This is a genomic window from Serratia sp. OLAL2, assembly GCF_002752475.1.
GTDB classification, from domain to species: Bacteria; Pseudomonadota; Gammaproteobacteria; order Enterobacterales; family Enterobacteriaceae; genus Serratia; species Serratia bockelmannii.
This window is the reverse complement of the sequence record NZ_MSTL01000004.1, coordinates 103567-127420: the sequence shown is the minus strand read 5'-3', so window position 1 is coordinate 127420 and position 23854 is coordinate 103567. Positions and strand designations below refer to the sequence as shown.

20 protein-coding genes are annotated in these 23854 nt (G+C 59.4%); 12 read left to right on the top strand and 8 right to left on the bottom strand.

The features are described from left to right. Nucleotides 1-77: 77 nt before the first annotated feature. Both BVU99_RS05235 and BVU99_RS05230 read right to left on the bottom strand, forming a co-directional pair. Nucleotides 78-629, bottom strand: a complete 552-nt coding sequence (locus BVU99_RS05235; RefSeq protein WP_099817020.1) for a fimbrial protein — start codon at nucleotides 627-629, stop codon at nucleotides 78-80. 88 nt (nucleotides 630-717) lie between these two features. Then, entirely contained in the window at nucleotides 718-1254 is a 537-nt protein-coding gene (locus BVU99_RS05230; RefSeq protein ID WP_049209131.1) for a fimbrial protein, read from the bottom strand. Nucleotides 1255-2360: 1106 nt separating this feature from the next. Between BVU99_RS05230 and BVU99_RS05225 the strand changes: the two genes are divergently transcribed. The 3 genes from BVU99_RS05225 to fetB all read left to right on the top strand — a co-directional run bounded on the left by BVU99_RS05225 (nucleotide 2361) and on the right by fetB (nucleotide 4277). Further along, nucleotides 2361-2648, top strand: coding sequence for a FaeA/PapI family transcriptional regulator (locus BVU99_RS05225; RefSeq protein WP_099817019.1), 288 nt, complete (start codon nucleotides 2361-2363; stop codon nucleotides 2646-2648). Nucleotides 2649-2839: 191 nt separating this feature from the next. After that, nucleotides 2840-3517 carry an iron ABC transporter ATP-binding protein FetA gene (fetA, locus tag BVU99_RS05220; protein ID WP_004930881.1) on the top strand — a complete coding sequence of 226 codons (678 nt, stop codon included), beginning with the start codon at nucleotides 2840-2842 and terminating at the stop codon, nucleotides 3515-3517. Further along, nucleotides 3504-4277, top strand: coding sequence for an iron export ABC transporter permease subunit FetB (fetB, locus tag BVU99_RS05215; protein ID WP_025304582.1), 774 nt, complete (start codon nucleotides 3504-3506; stop codon nucleotides 4275-4277). The genes fetA and fetB overlap by 14 nt, the downstream gene beginning before the upstream one ends. A 35-nt stretch (nucleotides 4278-4312) precedes the next feature. Here the strand turns inward: fetB and BVU99_RS05210 are convergent, their stop codons facing one another. Further along, the gene (locus BVU99_RS05210) at nucleotides 4313-5149 is read right to left on the bottom strand and encodes a TIM barrel protein (RefSeq protein WP_043139001.1); all 837 of its coding nucleotides are present in this window, start codon (nucleotides 5147-5149) and stop codon (nucleotides 4313-4315) included. A 31-nt stretch (nucleotides 5150-5180) separates the two neighbouring features. Further along, complete coding sequence (locus BVU99_RS05205) at nucleotides 5181-6623, bottom strand: sugar porter family MFS transporter (protein ID WP_025304580.1); 1443 nt, start codon at nucleotides 6621-6623, stop codon at nucleotides 5181-5183. A 556-nt stretch (nucleotides 6624-7179) separates the two neighbouring features. Between BVU99_RS05205 and BVU99_RS05200 the strand changes: the two genes are divergently transcribed. Both BVU99_RS05200 and iolB read left to right on the top strand, forming a co-directional pair. Further along, a complete protein-coding gene (locus tag BVU99_RS05200) occupies nucleotides 7180-8685 on the top strand; it encodes a CoA-acylating methylmalonate-semialdehyde dehydrogenase (RefSeq protein ID WP_025304579.1) in 1506 nt (501 codons plus the stop codon). Nucleotides 8686-8762: 77 nt separating this feature from the next. Continuing rightward, nucleotides 8763-9584: a 5-deoxy-glucuronate isomerase gene (iolB, locus tag BVU99_RS05195; RefSeq protein WP_049209128.1), complete on the top strand. Its 822-nt coding sequence runs from the start codon at nucleotides 8763-8765 to the stop codon at nucleotides 9582-9584. Between the two features lie 38 nt (nucleotides 9585-9622). Here iolB and BVU99_RS05190 read toward each other — a convergent pair whose 3' ends face one another. Both BVU99_RS05190 and iolC read right to left on the bottom strand, forming a co-directional pair. Beyond that, nucleotides 9623-10459, bottom strand: coding sequence for a MurR/RpiR family transcriptional regulator (locus BVU99_RS05190; protein ID WP_004930856.1), 837 nt, complete (start codon nucleotides 10457-10459; stop codon nucleotides 9623-9625). A 203-nt stretch (nucleotides 10460-10662) separates the two neighbouring features. Then, nucleotides 10663-12594 (bottom strand): 5-dehydro-2-deoxygluconokinase, encoded by a 1932-nt coding sequence (gene iolC / locus BVU99_RS05185; protein WP_025304577.1) that lies wholly within the window; start codon nucleotides 12592-12594, stop codon nucleotides 10663-10665. A 545-nt stretch (nucleotides 12595-13139) separates the two neighbouring features. Here iolC and iolD point away from each other — a divergent pair. From iolD to iolE, 4 genes are read left to right on the top strand one after another with little or no spacing between them, the layout of a single operon-like run. Next, complete coding sequence (gene iolD / locus BVU99_RS05180) at nucleotides 13140-15080, top strand: 3D-(3,5/4)-trihydroxycyclohexane-1,2-dione acylhydrolase (decyclizing) (RefSeq protein ID WP_099817018.1); 1941 nt, start codon at nucleotides 13140-13142, stop codon at nucleotides 15078-15080. A 41-nt stretch (nucleotides 15081-15121) separates the two neighbouring features. Further along, a complete protein-coding gene (locus BVU99_RS05175; protein ID WP_025304575.1) occupies nucleotides 15122-16144 on the top strand; it encodes a Gfo/Idh/MocA family oxidoreductase in 1023 nt (340 codons plus the stop codon). A 31-nt stretch (nucleotides 16145-16175) separates the two neighbouring features. Next, nucleotides 16176-17060, top strand: coding sequence for a sugar phosphate isomerase/epimerase (locus BVU99_RS05170; RefSeq protein ID WP_049205585.1), 885 nt, complete (start codon nucleotides 16176-16178; stop codon nucleotides 17058-17060). A gap of 59 nt (nucleotides 17061-17119) precedes the next feature. Further along, nucleotides 17120-18016, top strand: a complete 897-nt coding sequence (gene iolE / locus BVU99_RS05165) for a myo-inosose-2 dehydratase (protein WP_099817017.1) — start codon at nucleotides 17120-17122, stop codon at nucleotides 18014-18016. 61 nt (nucleotides 18017-18077) lie between these two features. Here the strand turns inward: iolE and BVU99_RS05160 are convergent, their stop codons facing one another. Continuing rightward, nucleotides 18078-19259: a P1 family peptidase gene (locus tag BVU99_RS05160; RefSeq protein WP_099817016.1), complete on the bottom strand. Its 1182-nt coding sequence runs from the start codon at nucleotides 19257-19259 to the stop codon at nucleotides 18078-18080. Next, nucleotides 19252-19767, bottom strand: a complete 516-nt coding sequence (locus BVU99_RS05155; protein ID WP_025304571.1) for a GNAT family N-acetyltransferase — start codon at nucleotides 19765-19767, stop codon at nucleotides 19252-19254. Before BVU99_RS05155 ends, BVU99_RS05160 begins: the two co-directional genes overlap by 8 nt. Nucleotides 19768-20156: 389 nt before the next feature. Here BVU99_RS05155 and BVU99_RS05150 point away from each other — a divergent pair, with 389 nt between their 5' ends. The 3 genes from BVU99_RS05150 to gntT all read left to right on the top strand — a co-directional run bounded on the left by BVU99_RS05150 (nucleotide 20157) and on the right by gntT (nucleotide 23799). Continuing rightward, a complete protein-coding gene (locus BVU99_RS05150; protein ID WP_004930835.1) occupies nucleotides 20157-20852 on the top strand; it encodes a pirin family protein in 696 nt (231 codons plus the stop codon). A 294-nt stretch (nucleotides 20853-21146) separates the two neighbouring features. Next, on the top strand, nucleotides 21147-22142 hold the full coding sequence (gene gntR, locus BVU99_RS05145) for a gluconate operon transcriptional repressor GntR (RefSeq protein WP_025304569.1): 996 nt from the start codon (nucleotides 21147-21149) through the stop codon (nucleotides 22140-22142). 340 nt (nucleotides 22143-22482) lie between these two features. Then, nucleotides 22483-23799: a gluconate transporter gene (gene gntT / locus BVU99_RS05140; protein ID WP_016930400.1), complete on the top strand. Its 1317-nt coding sequence runs from the start codon at nucleotides 22483-22485 to the stop codon at nucleotides 23797-23799. Nucleotides 23800-23854: the final 55 nt, after the last annotated feature.

The following is a 23854-nucleotide window of genomic DNA, read 5'->3' as shown; positions in this document are numbered from 1 at the left end:
CAAATCCGCGCCTAATAGCAGGTCATCCCGTACGACCTGAATACGTAATGCTGTACAGCGTTCCTAACGAAAACCGGCTACAGATAAGACAGGGTAAATTTGGCCAATGAGCTGAAACCGCCCGCCCGTGCCCTGTCGGGGTGAATGCGCAACTGGGCGCCAAAGCGCAGCGTGTTGTCGCCGGTGACGATCAGATAATCTGCCGTCGTGCTGCCGAGCGGGATCGGGGTACCGGCGTCGGTCAGCAACTCGATAGCCATGCCGCGCGCCTCGCCTTGGACGGCGAGCCATTGCGGATCTTGGCTATCCGCGATGCCGCTGAAGGTGAGGTTGGCCGTGCGATAAATAAAATCGGGCTTTATCTGGCTGGCCAGTTCGCAGTTCACCAGCCTGATGGCGAAGTGGCGGCGGCTTCCGATGAGGCTCGGCTGGGCATCTCGCCCGGCGTCGCTCATTGAAACCAGCCCGAAATCAACGGTTTGATCCAGACTGTCGCCGGCGATGTTGCATGGCGTTTCGACGATTTCGCCGCCCAGGCTGACTTTGCCGTGGCCCTGAGTTTTCGCCGTGGCGCTAGCGCTGCTGATGCTGAGCGCGATCAGCAATGCGCCTCGCCAATGGATGGTCATGCTGGCTTCTCCCTGTCGAGATCGGTTCCTTTGCCGGAGCCGGCGTCGTTAAGCATGGGGATGCCCGTGCCGGCATCCCCAACGAGGCTTACTGATAAGCCAGGGTAAAGTTCGCCACGCTGGTGAACTTGCCCGGCACGACGGCGCCGGAAGCGCTGTTACCTTGCAGGTATGCGGCGAATTTCAGGGCGTTGTTGCCTTCGTTCAGGCCCTGGCCGTCCGTTGCGGTGCCCAGCTCAACGTCCTTGGCGTGCAACTGGTCGTAAATCACGATGCCCGCGCCGCTGGCGGAACCGCTCAACGCCAGCAGTTTGCTGTTGACGGCATCCGGCGTGCCGGTGAAGGTCACCTTGACGTTTTTCATGGTGTTGAGCGCGCAGTCTTTCAGCTCAATGCTGAAGGGTTCGGCGCTGGATTTGCCTTCTTTGGCCAGGATGCGGCTGCTGATCTGGCCCATCGGGACGGTTTGATCGACGGAGTCCGGCGTGATGCTGCAAGGCGCATCGATAATTTCACCGCTAAAGGTTACGGTGCCGCTGCCCTGGTTCGGGGTCGGTGCCGCATGTGCAACGGAGGCGGTGGAAAAAGCAATGACGGTCGCCAGCATTAATTTATTCAGTTTCATTTCTCAGGTTCCTGTAGAGAGTATTTAAATAAAAAGAAAAGCACACCTAAATCCCCGCAGAGCGGCAACGCCTTGTCAGCTGCGCTGCGACGGGAGCCAGATCCTTTTGCTTTGGGCAATACGCACACCCTTCGTTATTTGTTTTCAATAACGAAATGGTTATGTGATGTTTAGTCGGTTTTATTTGATTTTAAAAACCGAATGTCGGCATGGCGTTTTGCTGGGAATATTCTTGCAAACAATAGCATTGCTTGGAAATAGATTTTATTAAAATAAGTCAAATTCAGAATATAAAACCAAAAGGAAAAAGTTAAATATAAGATCAAAAACCAATAGATCGTATGTAAATATTATCCAGAATAAATCACTGTATAAATAAGGTTATGCGAGATATTAGATCGACTGGAATAGCTGTTGCCCTACAATGCACAATATCGCTTTGCTAATATTACGCTTTGACGGCCATTGAAAAATTTTCTTTATGAAACAAAATGAAAAACATAAGCATTTGTTTTATATAATTTTGTGTGGTTAGTTGTCCGTATGGCGTTCCAACGCCAATTCCTAGGTTGCCGAATTGGTTTTAACAAAAAAATAACAACATAGCAGAGGGAAGATTATTCTTATTGGATGCTATTTTTTGGACGCATTTATGTTATTTAACCCATTGTGATTAACCAGAAAAGGGCAGGAAATGCCATGTTCATCATATAATAATGACCTAAGTGATAATGAAAGGATGAACAATGGAATGATTACTGGGATTAATGCTTTAAGCAGAGGTAAGGCGAATGCGTTGACGATGTTGATAATTATTTCTTCACGGTTCGTTATGGGATTGTTTAAACATCTTCGTACCATGATAACCGTGAAAAAAATTGCACAGAAAAATCCTAGTGAAAAATCCGAGGGTCAATGCATGACATTTTATCTGCAAAGGTTGGATTCATTAATAAATATTCATTCTCGCGGTTTTCGACAGCGCCAGGTCTATTTTATCGGAACAACGCTGTTTGCGCGGATACCGCCGTGATTTATCCCCCTGCGCATCGCTGACGTGCAGCCATGAGCGGGGAGCTCAGCAGTAACCACTCAGGAGGAATGCTATGGCCAAGGTGCCGAAAACGTTTGAAAGTAGAAAATCGCTGATGCTGGATGTGTTGCAAGGATTGTGCAGGGAGCGTGTGGAAGGATCCGGGGGCCATCATCCCCCGCCGGAACAGTGGCCGAAGACGCGCGAGCTGGCGGATAAATGCGGCGAAAATATTTATACCACCCGCACCCTGCTGCTGGCGCTGGAAAAGGAGGGCAAGGTCCACTGCACCCACCGCAGCATCAACAATTCTCTCCGTTGGTACAGCTGCGACGAACAGGCAGCGATAAAAAAAGAGTGATTCGACCCTGGTGGTCGCTTTTGACTATTCCCACAGCTAATCATTAATTAAATTTATCATTTGACGGGGCGTTTCGCTCCGTCAATCCTCCCTCTTCGTTCACTGCCATCCGCACAGCCATTGCTAAGATGTTTTTTGCGGCCATATACTTATCGCTCAGACGGGAACAGGTGTAGGGAGCCGGCATCGTAATGAAGGAAAAGAAAGACATACTGAGATTGGATGATATTCATTATCAAATAGACAGCCAGGTGATCCTGGATTCCGTCTCTTTCACGCTGGGTGAAGGCGAGTTCAAACTGATCACCGGGCCTTCCGGCTGCGGGAAAAGCACCCTGCTGAAAATCATCTCTTCCTTAATGGATCCGACCAGCGGAAAGCTCTATTTCGACGGCCAGGCGATCGACGAGATGTCGCCGGAGGCGTATCGCAAGCAGGTCTCTTACTGCTTCCAGACGCCGTCACTGTTCGGCAATACGGTTTACGACAATCTGGCGCTGCCTTACCAGATCCGCCAGGAACCGCCAGCCGAGCGAAAAATGAAGGCCGATCTGGCGCGTTTCGGGCTGCCGGAGGCGATGCTGACCAAAAGCATCAATGAACTGTCCGGCGGGGAGAAGCAGCGCGTGTCCCTGATCCGCAACCTGCAGTTTATGCCGCGGGTGCTGTTGCTCGATGAGATCACCAGCGCGTTGGACGAGGAAAATAAGCGCAACGTCAACGAAATAGTGCATCAACTGGTGGCGGAACACCGGCTGGCGGTGCTGTGGGTGACGCACGATACCGAAGAGATAGCGCATGCGGACGAGGTGATCACCCTGCGCGCGCATGGCGCCGAGCAACAGGAGCAACAGCATGAATCAGCATAACATCACCAACGAATCCTTGGGCTTGTCGATGGTGCTGGTGGTGGTCGCCATCCTGATCAGCCACCGGGAAAAACTGGCGCTGGAAAAGGACATTATCTGGAGCATCTGCCGCGCGGTGGTGCAGCTGATCATCGTCGGCTACGTGCTGAAGTATATTTTCGACCTGGATAACGCCGTTCTCACCGTGTTGATGGTGCTGTTCATCTGCTTTAACGCGGCCTACAACGCCAAGAAACGCAGCAAGTACATCGAACACGCGTTCGTGACGTCGTTTATCGCCATTACCACCGGCGCGGTGCTGACGCTGGCGGTGCTGGTATTGACCGGCTCCATCGAATTTACACCGATGCAGGTGATCCCCATCTCCGGGATGATCGCCGGTAACGCCATGGTGGCGGTGGGGCTGTGCTACACCAACCTCGGCCAGCGTTTCAAAGGCGAGCAGCAGAAGATTCAGGAGATGCTCAGCCTGGGGGCTACGCCCAAGTTCGCGTCGGCGGCGCTGATCCGCGACAGCATCCGCGCTTCGCTGATCCCGACCGTGGACTCGGCGAAAACCGTTGGGCTGGTCAGCTTGCCGGGCATGATGTCCGGGCTGATCTTTGCCGGTATCGATCCGGTGAAAGCGATCAAATACCAGATTATGGTGACCTTCATGCTGCTTTCTACTGCCAGCCTGTCAACCATCATCGCCTGCTATTTGGCCTACCGTAAGTTTTACAACGAGCGCCACCAGCTGGTGGTCGGCAACCTGAAGTAACGCCATGAAAAACGGCCTCCGCGGAGGCCGTTTTTTTACCCTTGCAGCAGGGCGATGCTCTGGCGGATTTCCCGTTCGATATCCGCCTCGCTCCAGCTGTCCAGTTGTGAAGAGAAGGGCTCGAAGGCATAGACGCCGGTGTAGCCCAGGCGTTCGAGGTTCTGTACCTGGCGGCCGCTCTCCAGCCGATCGCCCTCGCTCAGCATAATGCGCTCTTCGTCGCTCAACGTGCCTTTATCCCGCCCGTCCTCCACGCCGGACAGATGCACCAGGCCGATCTGCGCCACCTGGATCTGCGCGTCGAAGTCGGCTTGCGTCACGCCGCTCAGATAGTGGTGGAACGTATCGAGCACGATACGGTACGGCGCGCCCGAGTCGCGGATGAGCGCCTGGGTCAGCAGCGACGATCGCAACGAGCTGATGCCGAAGCCCAACGGTTCGACGTATCCCTGTACGCCATAGCGCGCAAACAGCGGTGCCAGCAGCCGCAACGCGGCGAGGGTGTCGTCGCGTTTTTGCTGCTCGCTGCGCGTGTCGTCGGCGCTGCAGTGCGGGCACAGCACCAGCGCCCGGCTGTGGATGGCCTGCGCCTGCGCCAGCAACGCTTCGGCGCGCTGCTGCAGCGCCGCCGGGTCATCCATCAGATTGAACATGCCGAGGGCGTTGATCGTGACGATTTCAATGCCGTATTGCGCGGCGAGCGCGTTGAGCTGCGCGTCGCTCAGATCGTCGGTCACCTTGCCGCTGGGCATGTCGTTGCGCAGCTCAACTTTGCTGAGCCCGCAGCGTTTCACCAGGCGGAAAAAATGGTCCAGATTGAGATTCGGCGCGATCTTGCGGTTAATGCAGAAGCGGTCCAGCGCAATGTTCATGGGCATGACTCCAGCGGTCAGGGTTGAGAGATCAGGATTTGCCGTTTTCCAGCGGCAGCGGCTTGCCGTCGGGCAGGGATTGGCGGTGGCGTTTGGCCATCACCACCTGCTCCATTTTTTCCAGTGAGACGCCTTTGGTTTCCGGAATATAGCGGCCGATAAACCAGTAGCTGAACAGACAGCAGGCGGCGAAGATCCACATCGGGAAGGCGCCGTGGAAATGCGAGAACAGGTAAGGGTGGTCGTTGATCATCGGGAACGACTGCGACACCGCGAAGTTGGCGACCCACATGCAGCCGACGGCGATGCTCATCCCCTGCGCGCGCATGCGGTTCGGGAAGATTTCCGACACCAGCACCCAGGCGCCGACGCCCCAGGACAGCGCATAGAACACCATGAAGAACAGCATGCCGAACAGCGCGAAATAGCCGGTGGCCTGCGTGTAGAGCGCGTACGAGGTGAGCAGCAGGCCGGCGATGGCGCCCAGCGTGCCGTAACGCATCAGCGGAATGCGGCCCATGCGATCCATCAGCATGGCGCCGATGACCGAACCGACCAGCTGCAGCACGCCGATCCAGATGGTCTGGAACAGCGCTTCCTGCGCGTTTTCGGTGACGGTTTTCAGCACCACCGGCGCGTAGTACATCATCACGTTGACGCCGGTGACCTGCTGTAACATGGCGATCATGCAGCCGACGAACAGGATAAACCGCACCCGCACATCGCCGTAGTTCAGCTTCCGGTGCTGCTGCTGTTGATCCTGCTGCAGCGAGTCTTTGATTTCTTTCAGCAGATTCTGCGCGTGGGCGGCGTTGGAGACCTTGGTCAACATCGCCAGCGCCTGATCGTCGCGGCCCATCATCACGTTCCAGCGCGGCGATTCAGGAATGACGAACACCAGGATGCAGAACAGAATGCAGGGGATCACGCCCGAGGCGAACATCCAGCGCCAGCCCATTTCCACCAGCCAGGCTTCGCTGGCGATGCTGGCGATTTTGAAGTTGACGTAGAAAATCACGATCTGGCCAAAGACGATGGCGAATTGCTGCATGCTGAGCGCCCGCCCGCGCATGTCTTTCGGCGACACCTCCGACATGTACATCGGCGACACGGTGGCGGCAATGCCGACCGCCAGCCCGCCGATGATGCGGTAGATGACGAACCAGGTGAAGGTCGGGGCCAATGCGGCGCCGACGGCGGACACGGTGAACAGCAGCGCCGCCAGCATCAGCGCCTTTTTGCGGCCCCAGCGCGCCGCCAGCGGCCCGGCGGCGAAGGCGCCGACCACGCAGCCGATCACCACGTTGGAGACGGCCCAACCGGTTTCGGCCGGGCTGAGATCGAAATAGGTTTTCAACGCTTCGATCGCGCCGGAGATCACGGCGGTATCGTAGCCAAACAGAATGCCGCCCAGGGCGGCGATGCCGCAAATTCGCAATATGTAGCCGGTATTGTGCTTACGCTGATATGACATGTGTTGCTCCGATTTTTATCCTGGCTTCCGTCCGCACGGTCGGGGTGTCGGGAAGAGGGCGAGCGGAAGGGTGTGAACCGTGCCTGTCATCAAGGCGATGTCGTCGATAAATGCTGGAACAAACAAGAACATTTATTTCATAATTAGTGAATAATGGAATATTGATTTTTAGATCCAGTTCAAAAAAAACCGTCACCTCTGCGCCAGGCGCCTTGGGCGTTCGGGGGCGGACGGTAACGACGGCAGAGCAGGCTCAGTGCGGGTTTTCTGTAGCAAAGTCAGTGTGTATTAGCTCTGTTTTCTCCGCCGCTGTTGTGCTTTCCCTGGCACGACAATGAAAGCGCCAATCCGATCGATACCGCAAAATTGCGACCTCACGCACTAAAAACAAATTTTTCAAAACAATTTATTTGAAACTTTTTTTTCAATGAAATAGAGTTTGCTGCATCCGGTCAGGATTTAGCCGGCTTGCCGACGGAGTTTGGCGAGCGGGACGATTAACGCCGCGCCGCCTGTGAGTGGCCTGGCGACAGCGGACTTGAAAAGAGGGCGTGACATGAAAACCGTGGGTAATTTTATTGACGGGCAGGTGTGCCTGAGCAGCAGCAATCAAACCATCGACGTGCACAACCCAGCCAGCGGGCAGGTTGAGCGGCGCGTCACGCAGAGCACCGCCGCCGAAGTCAAACAGGCCATCGACGTGGCGCATCGGGCGTTCGCCGACTGGTCGCGCACCACGCCGCTGCGCCGTGCGCGCATCATGTTCAATTTCAAGGCGCTGTTGGAACAACACCGCGACGAGCTGGCCGAGCTTATCGTCAGCGAGCACGGCAAAGTGTATTCGGATGCGCTGGGCGAACTGACGCGCGGCATGGAAGTGGTCGAATTCGCCTGCGGTATCCCGCATCTGATCAAGGGAGAGTATTCGCCGGACGTCGGCAGCGGCGTCGACAGCTTCTCGCTGATGCAGCCGCTGGGTGTGGTGGCGGGCATTACCCCGTTCAACTTCCCGGCGATGGTGCCGATGTGGATGTTCCCCATCGCACTGGCCTGCGGCAACACCTTTATCCTCAAGCCGCCGGCGCTGGTGCCTTCGGCCTCGGTGCGCCTGGCGGAGCTGCTGAAAGAAGCCGGCCTGCCGGACGGCGTGTTCAACGTGGTGCACTGCGCCAATGAAGATGCGGCGCAGCTGTGCACCGATCCGCGCATTCAGGCGGTGAGCTTCGTCGGCTCCTCCACCGTGGCGGAACATATCTATACCACTGCCAGCGCGCACGGCAAGCGGGTACAGGCCTTCGGCGCGGCGAAAAACCAGGCGATCGTCATGCCGGACGCCGATCTGGACGCCACGGTCAACGCGTTGATGGGCGGCGCGTTCGGCTCCGCCGGCGAGCGTTGCATGGCGCTGCCGATCGCCGTGGTGGTCGGTGACGATACCGCCGACAAACTGATCGCCAAACTGAAGCCGCTGATCGCGCAGCTGCGCGTCGGGCCGGGCTTGCAGCAGGGTGGCGAAGAGAATGAAATGGGGCCGCTGGTGTCGTCTGCCCACCAGAAAAAGGTGCTGGGCTACATCGATCTGGGCGTGGAAGAAGGCGCAACCCTGGTGGCCGACGGCCGCAATTATCAGGTGCCGGGCTACCCTGAAGGCTACTACGTCGGCGGCACGCTGTTCGACCATGTGAAGCCGAATATGCGCATCTACCGCGAAGAGATCTTCGGGCCAGTGCTGGGCATCGTGCGGGTGCCGGACTATCGCACCGCCATCGACACGGTCAACGGCCATGAGTTTGGCAACGGCAGCGCCATCTTTACCGGCAGCGGCCACTACGCGCGTCAGTTCGTGCAGGAAGTGCAGGCCGGGATGGTCGGCGTCAACGTGCCGGTGCCGGTGCCGATGGCGTTCCACAGCTTCGGCGGCTGGAAGCGCTCGGTGTTCGGCGCGTTGAACGTGCACGGCACCGACGGCGTGCGCTTCTACACGCGCATGAAGACCGCCACCGCACGCTGGCCGGCCGGGCAGCAGACGGTGTCCGAATTCAGCATGCCGACGCTGGGTTAAGCGCTGTCATATTCAGGCCAGGCCGTTGCTCCTTCGGGGCAGCGGCCTTTGCACGGGTCATTAACAGGAGAATCGAGATGTCTTCACTGCTTGCCAAATGTCAGACGCCGAATGCCGAGGGGCGTATTCAGCACGTGACGCCGGAAAATGCCGGTTGGCGCTATGTCGGCTTTGACGTTTACCGCCTGACCGCCGGGCAGTCGCTGCAGCTGGAATGCGGCGACCAGGAACTGTGCCTGGTGCTGGTTGCCGGTATCGCCTCCGTCGCCACGCTGCGCGCCGAATACCCGCATATCGGTAAACGCATGAGCCCGTTCGAACGTACGCCGCCTTACGCAGTGTATGTGCCGCACCACGATCGCATCGACGTGCGGGCAGAAACCGATCTGGAGCTGGCGGTGTGCAGCGCGCCCGGCAGCGGCCACCTGCCTTCACGGCTGATTACGCCGGCGGATATCGGCGTGGAGCGGCGCGGCAAGGGGCGTAACCAGCGGTTGGTGCATAACATTCTGCCGGACAGTGAGCCGGCCGACAGTCTACTGGTGGTGGAGGTTTACACCGACGAGGGCAATACCAGCTCCTACCCGAGCCACAAGCACGATCAAGAAGACTCACCGCACGAAACCTATCTCGAAGAGACGTACTATCACCGCATACAGCCGGAGCAGGGGTTCTGCATGCAGCGCGTCTATACCGACGATCGCACGCTCGATGAGTGCATGCCGGTCTACAATCGTGACGTGGTGAAAGTGCCGCGCGGTTATCACCCGGTGGCGACCCTGGCGGGTTACGACAACTATTACCTCAACGTGATGGCCGGGCCGGTGCGGCAGTGGAAATTCACCTGGGAAAAAGACCACGCCTGGATTAACGGCGACGGCTATCCCGCCGCGCAATAAGCGCCTGAGGCCCGGCTTGCCGGGCTTTTTTGTCAGCCTTACTCGTCCCGGGCGTTATTCAGCGCCAGCGAGACCGCCAGCGTCTGCGCCAGGCACATCGAAGCCACCTGCGAGCGGAACCCGTCCACCTGCGCTTCGCGCACCACGAAACAGACGTCGCTGAAGGCGGCCAGCGGGCTGACCTGGCTGTCGGTGATGGCGATCTGCTGCGCGCCGCGCTTGGCGCCCAATTCCACCAGTTCCACCGCCTCGCGGGCGTATGGCGAATAGCTGATGGCGATCACCACGTCCTTCGGTTTCACCATGCTCAGCTGTTCGGTGAACATCCCGCCCAGGCCGTCGATCAGAAACGCGCGGCGCTCCAGATGGCGCAGCGCATAGGTGAGGTAGGAAGCGACGCTGAACGAGCGGCGCAGGCCGATCACGTAGATGTTTTCAGCGTTGTTGAGCAGCTCGACGGCGCGATCCAACTGCTCGGGAGCGATCTGCATCGCCAGCTGCTGCAGCGCCTGCGCGTTGACCATGGTGAATACGTTGAGAATCTCCGCCGGCTTCTCTGGCGCGACGTTGTCGTCGGTGGAGGTTTGGCGGAACAGGCGCGCGCGCTCGGTATAGTTCACCGTCTCTTCCATCAGATGCTGACGGAACACCTGCTTCATTTCGTTGAAGCCGCTGAAACCGAAGGCGTTGGCGAAACGGATCAGGGTGGAAGGCGGCACGCTGGCCTGTGCGGCGATGGAGGCAACGGTATCGAAAGCGATGCTGTTACTGTTATCCAAAATATAGCGCGCCACCTGTTTCAAACGCTTGCTCAGCGTTTCATAACGGTGGCGGATCTCGTCCTGTAACAGCGAAAGTTGAGTTGGGTTGTTCATCCATTCGGCTCGCAGTGGGGTGAAGGCGCATTGGCCTGACGCCTGAAATATTGACAGGGTATTTTAACAGACGGAGCGGAAATTTCATTTCCTCAAAAAGCGATTTATTCGATCGCACATTGCGCGACTTCACAGAAAATGGGCAAAAAAATCCCCTTAAAGCGGCGAAATGGCCTTAAGGGGACGTGAACCTGCTCTCGCTGTCAGTGCGTGCCGCCCGCCTGTGGACGGTACTGGCGCCAGAAACCGATCAGCGTCAGGTATTTTTGTTTCACCTGCTCGATCAGGGCCGCGTCGTCGATTTCCCCCTGCAGCCAGCGGCGCGAAGGTTGGCCGAAAATAGTGCGGCCGACGGCGAAACCTTTCACCCAGCGCGCATCTGCGGCGGCGGCAAAGCCCGCCTTCAGCACCGCCTCTGGGGAATCGAGCCCCAGGATCAGCACGCCGCGGCAGTCGGGATCGTAGGCGTCGATCAGCGCGCCGACCTGCTGCCAGTTTTCCGCGCTCAGCGGCGGCAGTTTCCACCAGTCCGGCTGAATGCCCAACCGGTAGAAGTGTTCAATCATCTCCAGGTAATAGCGCTCGTCCTTGTCGGCGTTGCCGTCCGGCAGGATCACTTCCAGCAGCAGCTCATGGCCGGATTTGCAGCAGCCGCGGTAGACGTCGGCGATCAGCTCATCCTGTTCGCGGCGCAGTTCTGCCGCGTCGTGCGGATGATAAAACACCAGGCACTTCACCACGTGCTCCTGCGGCCAGTCGATCAATTGCGAACCGATGTTGCCGTGCTCCAGGCGCAGCGGGCGCGAGCTGGGCAGCTCCACCGGCCGGCCAATCCACCATCCCTGACCGGTGATTTCGTTCAGCGCCGCCTGCCCGTAGGTGGTGTCGGCCAGAATGCCGCTGTTGCCGTTGAGGCCGGCCTGCGCGGCAGCCTGTTGCGCCGCCGTTAACAGCAGGGTTTTCAGGCGCGGAATGCGTTCCTCGCTGACGCCGGCTTCGCGCGCCATGTCCGCCAGCTGCTTGCGGTGATCGAAGGCGAATACGCACAATTCCGGCCACTGTTGCTTGCGGGTGGTGACCCGGTGCAGGTGATTCAGGCGTGCGTCGCGGTCCGGGCGCGTGACCTGTTGTTCACGCTGCAGATAGTCATCCAGCTCCCGTTTGGTCGGCATGGCCGGGGCGCAGCCGTGACGCGAGACCACCAATGCGCCGCAGGCGTTGGCGTAGCGGCAGGCCTGATCCCAGCCCTCATCGTTCAGGTAGCCGCGCAGCAGGCCGGACATAAAGGCGTCGCCGGCTCCCAGCACGTTCAGCACCTCCACTCGCACACCAGCGTGCAGCTTCACCTGTTCCCAGTCGTCGGCGATGTCATCTTCGAACACCGAACAGCCCTGCGCGCCGCGCTTGCACACCAGCGTGGCCGCCGTGGCCCGGCGCACGTTTTTCAGCGCCGTCAGCGTGTCGGTGCTGCCGCCGGCGATATGAAATTCCTCTTCGGTGCCGACGATCAGATCGAAATGGTGCAGCACCTCTTGTAGCTCGCGCGTTACCTGATCCGATTCCACAAAGCGGGTTTCGCCGTCGCCCAGCGACGTCAACCCCCACAGCACCGGGCGGTAATCGATGTCCAGCGCGGTGCGCAGGCCGTGGCGGCGCGCGTATTCCAGCGCCTTCAGCACCGCGGCGCGGGTGTTCGGGTGCGACAGGTGCGTGCCGGTGATGGCCAGCGCGCGCGCGGAAGCAATGTAGGCCTCGTCGATGTCGTCGGGCGTCAGCGCCATGTCCGCGCAGTTTTCGCGGTAGAAGATCAGCGGGAAGGTTTCCTGATCCTTGATGCCGAGGATCACCAGGCCGGTTAACCGACGTTTGTCGGTGATCAGGCAGCGAGTATCGGCCCCGACGCGCTGCAGCTCTTCGCGCAGAAAGCGGCCCATGTGTTCATCGCCGACGCGCGCCAGCATGCCGGATTTTAACCCCTGAATGGCGGTGCCGTAGGCCACGTTGCCGGAAGATCCGCCGAGGTACTTGGCGAATGTGCCGGCGTCTTCCAGCCGCGCGCCGATCTGCTGAGCATAGAAATCGACGGCGATGCGCCCGAGACAAATGACATCAAGCTGTTTTTCTTGTGTAGCCATACCCGTTTCCTTCTGTTTAAGCAAAACTCCGGCGGCGGCCCGAGCGTGGCGCCCTGCAGGAAGCATGTGGATAGTATGGGGAATGAAAATTTCAATTTCAATATAGAATGAAATTTACACCCCGAAAATGTGATGCGTTTAAAACATCGACAGGAGAACGGGAAAAGCCGATGAAGCGGCCATAAGACGGCGACCGGGCGCGCGCAGAAAAGGGGGTTAGATCAGGATAAAAGGCTGTCAGCCCGTGTGGTAACGGTTGTTATCGGCCGGTGCGCGGCGCGAAGCCAGTAAAGGCTGAATCACGAGATGAAACGGGCTTTTCATGTAATATGCGATCTTTATCGCAAAATGAAATGTTTCTTCTGTAATGTGATTTTATGAAAAATATATTTGTTTATAATCGCTTCACGTTTCAGGTTGTCGACTTCGTGAGCAGCGGGCATCGCCTGCTCAAGATAATAGCTGCCGCCGCGTAATACAAACACGGGATTGTCGGCTCGGCGCGAGCCCTTTCCGGGGCGGCCCTCAATCTAAAGGGTGAGTAAATGGGCAAGATCAGGCTAACCATGGCGCAGGCGCTCGTCAGATTTCTCGATAACCAGTATCTGCTGGCCGACGGGGTGGAAACCAAATTCGTCGCGGGCATTTTCGCGATTTTCGGCCACGGCAACGTGCTGGGGCTGGGGCAAGCGCTGGAACAGGATAGCGGCGATCTGCGGGTGCATCAGGGCCGCAACGAGCAGGGGATGGCCCATGCGGCGATCGGCTTCGCCAAACAAAAACTGCGCCGGCAGATCTACGCCTGCACTTCATCGGTCGGCCCCGGCGCCGCCAATATGATCACCGCCGCGGCCACCGCCACCGCCAACCGCATTCCTTTATTGCTGCTGCCGGGCGACGTTTACGCTTCCCGCCAGCCGGACCCGGTGCTGCAGCAAATCGAACAGTCTTACGATCTCAGCATCAGCACCAACGACGCGTTCCGCGCGGTGAGCAAATACTGGGACCGCATCGTGCGACCGGAACAGCTGATGAGCGCCTGCATCAATGCGATGCGCGTGTTGACCGATCCGGCGGAAACCGGCGCGGTTACGCTGTGTCTGCCGCAGGACGTGCAGGGGGAAGCCTACGACTACCCCGACTATTTCTTCCAAAAACGCGTGCACCGGCTCGATCGCCGTCCGGCGACCGACAGCATGTTGGCGGACGCGCTGGCGCTGCTGACGGCCAAACGCAAACCGCTGCTGGTGTGCGGCGGCGGCGTGAAATACTCGCAGGCCGGGCGGGCGCTGCGCGAATTCGCCGAGCGCTTCGGCATTCCGTTCGCCGAGACCCAGGCCGGCAAAGGCGCGGTGCCGAGTGACCATGAATTCAACCTTGGCGGCATCGGCGAAACCGGCTGCCTGGCGGCCAACACGCTGGCCCGCCAGGCCGATCTGGTGATTGGCGTCGGCACCCGTTACACCGATTTCACCACCTCGTCCAAATGGCTGTTTCAACACCCGGACGTCAGCTTCCTCAATATCAACGTCAGCGCCTTCGACGCCGGCAAGCTCGACGGCGTGCAGGTGCTGGCGGACGCCCGCGAGGCCCTGAGCGAACTGGGCGCGCTGCTGACGCAAACCGAGTACCGCGCCGGCTGGGGCGACGCCATCGCCGCGGCGCGCGCTGCCCAGCGTGAAGAGACCGAGCGGGTTTACGCGGTGGAATACAGCGGCGCAGGCTTTGTGCCGGAGATCGACGATCACCTCGATCGCGAGCGGGTGTTCGCCGAATTTATCGCTCAGACCGACTCGGCGATGACGCAAAGCCGGGTGCTGGGGGTGCTGAACCGTGAGCTGCCGCCGGACAGCGTGATTGTGGCCGCCGCCGGCAGCCTGCCGGGCGATCTGCAGCGGGTGTGGCACAACCGCGGCGAGCACGGTTATCACGTGGAATACGGCTACTCCTGCATGGGGTACGAGGTGAACGCCGCATTGGGGGTCAAGCTGGCCGAGCCGCAGCGTGAGGTGTACGCGATGGTGGGCGATGGCGCCTTCATGATGCTGCATTCCGAACTGGTCACCTCGATTCAGGAAGGTTGCAAGATCAACGTGGTGCTGTTCGACAACATGACCAACGGCTGCATCAACAACCTGCAGATGGAACACGGCATGGACAGCTATACCACCGAATTCCGCTTCCGCAATCCAGAGGGCGGCAAGCTCGACGGCAAACTGGTGCCGGTCGATTTCGCCATGCTGGCGGCGGCTTACGGCTGTAAAACCTATCGCGTCACCACCGAGCAGCAGCTGCTCGATGCGCTGGCCGACGCCCGCAGGCAGACCGTGTCCACGCTGCTGGACATCAAGGTGCTGCCGAAGACCATGGTGCACAAGTATCTCAGCTGGTGGCGCGTGGGCGGCGCTCAGGTGGCCGACAGCGAGAAAATCGTCGCAGTGGCGCGCAAGCTGCAGGAAAACATCGATAAGGCGCGCGATTACTGATTCGTTTTCGAACACAACACACTTTCCAGAGGGTAGCGAAAATGACATTGAACATTGGGGTTATCGGCACCGGCGCCATCGGCCGCGATCATATCCGTCGCTGCAGCAAAGTTTTGCAGGGCGCCCGCGTCGTGGCGGTGAACGACATCAATCGCGACAACGCCGCCAAGGTGGTGAGCGATCTGCAGCTGGATGCGCGGGTGTATGACAACGGCCACGATCTTATCAAGGCCGCCGACGTGCAGGCGGTGCTGGTCACCTCCTGGGGGCCAAGCCACGAAGAATTCGTGCTTGCGGCCATCGCCGCCGGCAAACCGGTGTTCTGCGAGAAGCCGCTGGCGGTGACCGCGCAGGGCTGCAAGAACATCGTCGATGCCGAAGCGAAGCACGGCAAGCGGCTGGTGCAGGTCGGCTTTATGCGCCCCTATGACCAGGGCTATCGCGCGCTGAAACAGGTGCTGACCAGCGGCCAGATCGGCGAACCGCTGATGTTGCACTGCGCGCACCGCAACCCGACGGTCGGCGAGGCCTACACCACCGATATGGCGATCACCGATACCTTGATCCACGAAATCGACGTGCTGCGCTGGCTGCTCGACGACGACTATGTGTCGGTGCAGGTGGTGTTCCCACGCAAGAGCCCGAAGGCGTTCCCGCATCTGAAAGATCCGCAGATTGTGTTGTTCGAAACCGCCAAAGGCACGCGCATCGACGTCGAAATTTTCGTCAACTGCCAGTACGGCTACGACATTCAGTGTGAAGTGGTGGGGGAAACCGGCATTGCCAAACTGCCGGAGCCGTCCTCGGTGCAGATGCGCAGCGGCGCCCGCCTGTCGACCGAAATCCTGACCGACTGGAAAGATCGCTTTATCGACGCCTATGACGTCGAGCTGCAGGGGTTCATCAACGACGTGGCCGCGGGCCAGCTGACCGGGCCTTCCGCCTGGGACGGCTACGCCGCCGCCGTGACCGCCGACGCCTGTGTGGCGGCCCAGCTCAGCGGTGAGATCGTACCGGTGACCCTGCCGGCGCGCCCGGCGTTTTACAACAAGCCATCGGCTTGAACCCCGTACCCATGATTGCAGAGGAGTGACCATGAAGATCGCTTTTGATGTCGACGTTATCCGGGATTTGGGCGTGACCAAAATGGTTCAGCAGGTGGCGGACTGGGGCTATAAATACATCGAGCAGTCGCCGCACCCGCAGATCAACCCGTTTTACAAGCATCCGAAGGCCAGCCGCGAAATCATGGCGGAGTATAAAAACGCCCTGAAAGCGACCGGCGTGGAGATCTCCTCATTTATCGTGGTGTATCGCTGGTCCGGGCCGGGCGAAGATCGCCGCCAGGCGGCGGTCAAAAACTGGCGACGGATGATCGAGATCGCAGTAGAAATGGGCGTGCAGGTGATCAACACCGAACTGGCCGGCAACCCCAACGAGCCGGAGATCTGCGAGGAGCTGTGGTATCGCTCGATGGAGGAGCTGCTGCCGATCATCGAGCGTGAAGGTATCCGTATGGAGATCCAGTCGCACCCGTGGGACTTCTGCGAGCTGAGTAACGAAACCGCCGATCTGGTGAAATCGCTGCGCAGCGACCACGTCAAATACCTCTACAGCGTGCCGCACACCTTCTACTACGACAAGGGGCAGGGCGATGTGGCCGGCATGTTGCAGTACGCCGGGGACGATCTTTCCCACGTGCTGATTGCCGACACCATGAATCACACCAAGCATTGCCGTTATATCGTCAATCCGCCGGGCGTTGACGCCGCGGTGCATCAGCACGTCGGCATCGGCGAAGGTGAGGTGAATTTCGACGCCCTGTTCCAGACGCTGCGCGACATGGAATTTGCCAACCGCAGCTTCAAGGCCGGCGGCGAATCGATCATCTGCACCTCGCTGTTCGGCTATCCGGAAAAGATGCCGAGCCAGGCGGTGGCGACCAGAGAGCGCATCGAAAGAGAGCTGTTGGGCAAATAATCTTATTTGGCTCGCCGGCGTCATTTGCACCGGCGGCCCTCCAAGGACCGAGGCAGACCATGAATAAAGACAACGTGAAATTGGCCATCGCGCCAATCGGCTGGACCAACGACGACATGCCCGATCTGGGCAAGGAAAACACCTTCCAGCAGTGCGTCAGCGAAATGGCGCTGGCCGGTTTCACCGGCAGCGAAGTGGGCAGCAAATACCCGCGCGATCCGGCGGTGCTGAAACCGATGCTGGATATTCGCGGCATTCAGATCTGCAACGCCTGGATCAGCACCTTTTTCGCCGACGGCCAAAAAGACAAAACCATCGATGAATTTATCAACCACATGAATTTCCTGCATGCCATGGGCGCCAGGGTGATTGGCTGCTCCGAGCAGAGCAAGAGCATTCAGGGCACCACCAAAGGCGTGTTCGAAGAGAAGCCGTATTTCAGCGATGAAGAGTGGCAGCGCGTGGCCGACGGTTACAACGAGCTGGCGAAGATCGCCGCCGGCAAAGGCATGCAGGTGTGTCTGCACCACCACATGGGTACCGGCATTCAGACTACCGCCGAAATCGATCGCTACATGAGCATGGTCAACGACGACGTTTACCTGTTGTTCGATACCGGGCACGCCTACTATTCGGAAGGCAGCCAGCAGGCGATGATGGCGATCCTGGAGAAGTATCTGCCGCGCATCAACCACGTCCATCTGAAGGACGTGCGCGATGAGGTGGTGGCGGAAGTGAAGGCCAACAAGCTGAGCTTCCTCGATGGCGTGAAGAAGGGCACCTTCACCGTGCCGGGTGATGGCGTGATCGACTTCAGGCCGGTGTTCAAGCTGCTGGACGAGCGCGGTTACAAGGGATGGATGGTGGTGGAGGCCGAGCAGGATCCGGCGCTGGCCAACCCGTTCGAGTATGCGGTGAAAGCGCGCCGCTATATTCGGGAAACCGCCGGTATTTAAGCGGTAAGGGTGAATAAAGATCGAGGGGCGCTGTTAGCGCCCCTTTTTTGATGGCGGCGCGTTAGCCGCCGAGCGTTTGCCAGGTTGCGACCTGGCTGCCTGGCCATGGTGTAGCGGCATGCACGCCACGGGCGATCGCCCGAGCGAGGGTATCCGCCGCCAGCGCGCCGATTTGCAGCACCGCCAGTTCGCGGCTGCCCTGTACCTCGCGCTGCCCGGTGGACAGGGCGAACACCACGTCGCCGTCAAACGGGCTGTGCAGCGGGCGAATAGCGCGCGCCATACCGTCTTGCGCCATGATGGCCACCCGTTTCAACTCCACTCGCGTCAGCGCCAGGTCGGTGGCGATGCAGGCCAGGGTGGTGTTCTTTCTGCCGCCCTGCGGCTCTTGCACCATCCCGTCTTCACCCTGCGCATGCAGTTGCGCCAGCGCCGCCGCGCCGCCGTTGCCAAATTCACCGTTAATTTCATAAGGCGTCGCCCAGAAGGCGCGGGTGCCGGGTGCGACCACCGCACCCAAACTGTTGACCGCCACCAGCGCGCCGACGGTAGCGCCGTTGGTGGTCACGATCGACGCCGAACCGAGGCCGCCTTTCAGCTTGCCCATGCCGGTCATGGCGCCGTAGCCGGCCCCGACGGTGCCCAGCGGAAAGTCCAGGCCGGCCTTGCCGACCGCCTCGATGCCCAACTGGCGATACGGCGGCGTGAGCTGCCAGTTTTTGTCGCCGCCGTTGGCCAGATCGTACAGGCAGGCGGTGGGCACGATAGGGGAGACCGGCACGCCGGGTGCTGGGCGCAGCGCGTAGCCTTTACCCTGTTGCCCCAGCCAGGCTGCGACGCCATCCGCCGCCGCCAGACCGTAAACCGAACCGCCGCTGAACGTCAGCGCATCGATGGTCTGTACCAAATTGTCCTCACCGAGCGCGTCGGTTTCCCGGGTGGCGGGGCCGCCGCCGCGCACGTCCACGGCGGCAATCGCCGGGCTGTCCGGCAGGATCACCGTCGCGCCGGTGCGCACCCGGCTGTCCTGAGCCACGCCGACCTTCAGGCCGGGCACATCGGTAATCAGGTTGCGGGAGCCTGGGCGCCCGGCGGCGGAAGTTGGCATAGCGGCACCTAATGGGGTGAGAGGAGAGAATATGCCGACGGCGGCGGTCAGGCCGGCCAGCGCGTGTAAAAAGGTTCGGCGGTTGATATGCAGGGGCCGGCACAGCGGCCCCTGCGGGTGGGGAATATTACGCATCGCCGTGCGGCTGCCCGGAACGCAAACGCGCCATATGGTAGGCGTCGACCAGCACGCCATCGCGCATGGCATAGCCGCGGCTGGTGCCCTCTATCTCGAAGCCGAACTTGCGGTATAGCGCGATGGCGGCCGGGTTGTCGGTGAACACCGTCAGTTCGATGCGCTCGATGGCGGCCCAGTTGTCGCACAGGTCGATCATCGCCTGCATCAGGCGGCTGCCGACGCCTTTGCCGTGGTAGCGCGGATCGACGCCGATGCCGAAGGTGGCGACGTGGCGGCGGCGAACGCGCTGATTCAGCATCACAACCAACTGGCCGGCAAGCTGCCCGTCGATGATGGCCGCCAGGTTATGCGTGCCCGGTTCGGGATTGGCGAGTCGCTTCTGCCAGGACTCGACGGACGGTAGCGGGAGCTGCAGCGTATCGCGGTAGACGGGCGTCTGCGAATAAAGATGATGCAGGGCTTGCGCATCCGTTGTTTCCACGTGGCGTATCACGATCTCGCTCATGTCGCTGCTCCTTTTGCTTACCGGTTGAATAACCTCTGAATTTATCCGTTTACTGCCTTGAGTCAATATTATTTCAACGGGTCAAAAAAAACGCTTTACAGGTGCGAATGATAATGATTATTATTGCGATGCGTTCCGGGGAGGGCATCAACCCTTGATACTCTCGCTGCGAAGGCACGACATTGCTCACATTGCTTCCAGTGTTTACTTAGCCAGCTCGGGTGCTGGCTTTTTTTTTGCCCTTTTTCAGCCGTTTCCGCCTTCAACAAATCCGCTGCCCATCCGCTGTTTCATTCCATCGAAATTTTTGAACAGAGGCATGAGTTTTTTACGCTTTCTTATTCTGCTGGCAGGACTAGACTGTAAAAAAACATTGAGGAGAGTTGAATATGATTTATGTACGTAAAGCGGAAGACCGCGGCCACGCCAATCATGGCTGGCTGGATAGCTGGCACACCTTCTCATTTGCCGATTACTACGATCCGAACTTTATGGGATTCTCGGCGCTGCGGGTGATCAACGAAGATGTGATCGATGCAGGGCAGGGTTTCGGTACTCACCCGCATAAAGACATGGAAATCCTGACCTACGTGCTGAGCGGCACGGTGGAACATCAGGACAGCATGGGCAACAAGGAGCAGATCCAGGCCGGTGAATTCCAGATCATGAGTGCGGGCACCGGGGTGCGTCATTCTGAGTACAACGCCAATCAGGATCGTCCATTGCACCTGTACCAGATTTGGATCATCCCGGATCAGGTCGGGCTTGAGCCACGCTACGAGCAGCGCATGTTCGACGCGCCGCAGGGCCGTCAGCTGGTGCTGTCGCCGGATGCGCGTGACGGCTCGCTGAAGGTGTTCCAGGATATGACGCTGTCGCGTTGGGCGCTGAATAAAGGCGAGCAGGGGGAATGCCCGATCGCCGCCGGCCGTCGCGTTTGGATCCAGGTGGTGCGTGGCAAGGTCTCGGTCAACGGCCAGACCGCCGGCATCAGCGACGCGTTCGCGGTGTGGGATGAATCGGCGCTGACGATCCAGGCCGACGAAGAGAGCGAAATCCTGCTGTTCGATCTGCCGCCGGTGTGATTAAGCGGTAAATATCAAGGGCTCACGGTGTGAGCCCTTGAGGTGAGTGACTCGCCTGCCGACGTTGCCTGACTTAACGCCGGCAAAACATATAAAAACAAGGAAAATCAATTTATTGATTTTCGGCTGATCGTCACAAAGGGGGAGAAACCACGCTTTTTCCCCCTTTGTCTGCGTATGAAGGGCTCACGATGTGAGCCCTTTTTGCGTTGGCCGCCGCATAACCGACAATATCGGCCCGCCGTTTTTTTTGCTAAAATGACTGCCCATTCACGGTTAGTCAGTTCATTGATAATGAAGAAAAAACGGCCGGTACTCCAGGATGTGGCGGACAAGGTGGGCGTGACCAAGATGACGGTGAGCCGTTATCTGCGCAATCCCGACCAGGTTTCCGTCGCCCTGCAGCAAAAAATCGCCGTCGCGCTGGATGAGCTGGGCTACATCCCCAACCGCGCGCCGGACATCCTCTCCAACGCCACCAGCCGGGCGATTGGCGTGCTGTTGCCGTCGTTGACCAACCAGGTGTTCGCCGAAGTGCTGCGCGGCATCGAAAGCGTGACCGACGCGCACAACTACCAGACCATGCTGGCGCACTATGGCTACCTGCCGGAGCGTGAAGAAGAACGTCTGACCTCGCTGCTGTCTTACAATATCGACGGCCTGATCCTGTCTGAGCGCCATCACACGCCGCGCACCCTGAAAATGATCGAGGTGGCGGGCATTCCGGTGGTGGAGCTGATGGACTGCGTCTCGCCGTGTATCGATCTGGCGGTGGGCTTCAACAACTTCGAGGCGGCGCGCCAGATGACCCAGCAGATCATCGCGCACGGCCACCGTCACGTGGTCTATTTCGGCGCCCGTCAGGATGAACGTACCATCATCAAGCAGCAGGGGTATGAGCAGGCGATGCGTGAATCCGGCCTGGAGCCGTACAGCATCATGACCGCGCGATCTTCCTCCTATTCCGCCGGCGGTGAACTGCTGCGCGTGGCGCAGCGCGACTATCCGCAGATCGACAGTATCTTCTGCACCAACGATGACCTGGCGATCGGCGCGGCCTTCGAGTGCCAGCGGCAGGGGCTGTCGATCCCGCAGGACATGGCGATCGCCGGCTTCCACGGCCATGACATCGGCCAGGTGATGGTGCCGAAGCTGGCCAGCGTGCTGACGCCGCGTGAACGCATGGGGCAGATCGGCGCCGAGCGCTTGCTGGCCCGGCTGCGCGGTGAAACGGTGTGCCCACGCATGGTGGACGTCGGTTTCACCGTGATCCCCGGTGGCAGTATCTGAGCCATTTTAACGTTCTGTTTTAACACCCTTTCTTTTTGCAGCGCGCTCTGAGGCGCGCTGGTTATCCCGCCTGTAAGCCCGCCGCTCGTTGCCGACATAAGTTTGATCTCTGTCCCAGAACGCGAATTTTAGCCGCTTACCCGGTTCCGGCGCTTATGTTGTTACCGGTATCATGATACCGGTAACAACGAGTGTGCGGTCATCTTGCTGCAAGACTGAACCTCTGACTCAACAACACCTACAGCTCTTCTTAAACACCGGGAAAGAGCCTAAAAATAAAACAACCGCACGCTTTACGCCTATCGTAAAGAGAGTCGCGATAAAAGGTTGGAGAAAAACTATGCCATTAGTGATTGTTGCAGGCGGCGTAGCGCTGCTGCTGCTGCTGATGATCCGCTTCAAGCTGAACGGCTTTATCTCTCTGGTTCTGGTTGCCCTGGCGGTCGGGATTGCACAGGGTATGCCGGTCGATAAGGTCATCGGCTCCATCAAGGCCGGCGTGGGCGGTACGCTGGGCAGCCTGGCGCTGATCATGGGCTTCGGCGCCATGCTCGGCAAGCTGCTGGCGGACTGCGGCGGCGCACAGCGCATCGCCACCACGCTGATCGACAAGTTCGGCAGAAAACACATTCAATGGGCGGTGGTGCTGACCGGCTTCACCGTCGGCTTCGCGCTGTTCTACGAAGTGGGCTTCGTGCTGTTGCTGCCGCTGGTGTTCACCATCGCCGCCTCCGCACGCATTCCGCTGCTGTACGTCGGCGTGCCGATGGCCGCCGCGCTGTCGGTGACTCACGGCTTCCTGCCACCGCATCCAGGCCCGACCGCCATCGCCACCATCTTCCATGCTGACATGGGTAAAACCCTGTTGTACGGCACGCTGCTGGCGATCCCGACGGTGATCCTGGCCGGCCCGGTCTATGCCCGCTTCCTGAAAGGCATCGACAAGCCGGTGCCGGAAGGCCTGTACAACCCGAAAACCTTTACCGACGCGGAGATGCCGAGCTTTGGCGTCAGCGTTGCCACGTCGCTGGTGCCGGTGATCCTGATGGCGCTGCGCGCGGTGGCTGAAATGGTGCTGCCGAAGGGCCACAGCCTGCTGCGCTTCGCCGAGTTCTTCGGCGACCCGGTGATGGCGACCCTGATCGCCGTGCTGATCGCCATCTTCACCTTCGGCCTGAACCGTGGCCGCACCATGGATGAAGTGATGGGCACCATCACCGACTCGATTAAAATCATCGCGATGATGCTGTTGATCATCGGCGGTGGCGGCGCCTTTAAACAGGTGCTGGTGGACAGCGGCGTCGAGCAGTACATCGCCGGCCTGATGGAAGGCAGCAACGTTTCGCCGATTCTGATGGCCTGGTCAATCGCCGCCGCGCTGCGTCTGGCGCTGGGTTCCGCCACCGTGGCGGCAATCACCGCCGGCGGCATCGTCGCGCCGCTGATCGCCACCACCGGCGTCAGCCCTGAGCTGATGGTGATTGCGGTCGGCTCCGGCAGCGTCATCTTCTCGCACGTCAACGATCCGGGATTCTGGCTGTTCAAGGAGTATTTCAACCTGAGCATCATGGAAACCATCAAATCCTGGTCGGTGCTGGAAACCATCATCTCGGTGTGCGGCCTGGTGGGCTGTCTGCTGCTGGCGACGGTCGTATAATCTTTATCCGGCGCCCTGCGGGGCGTCGGCGTTCCAGAGTATCTTTATCAGTTGG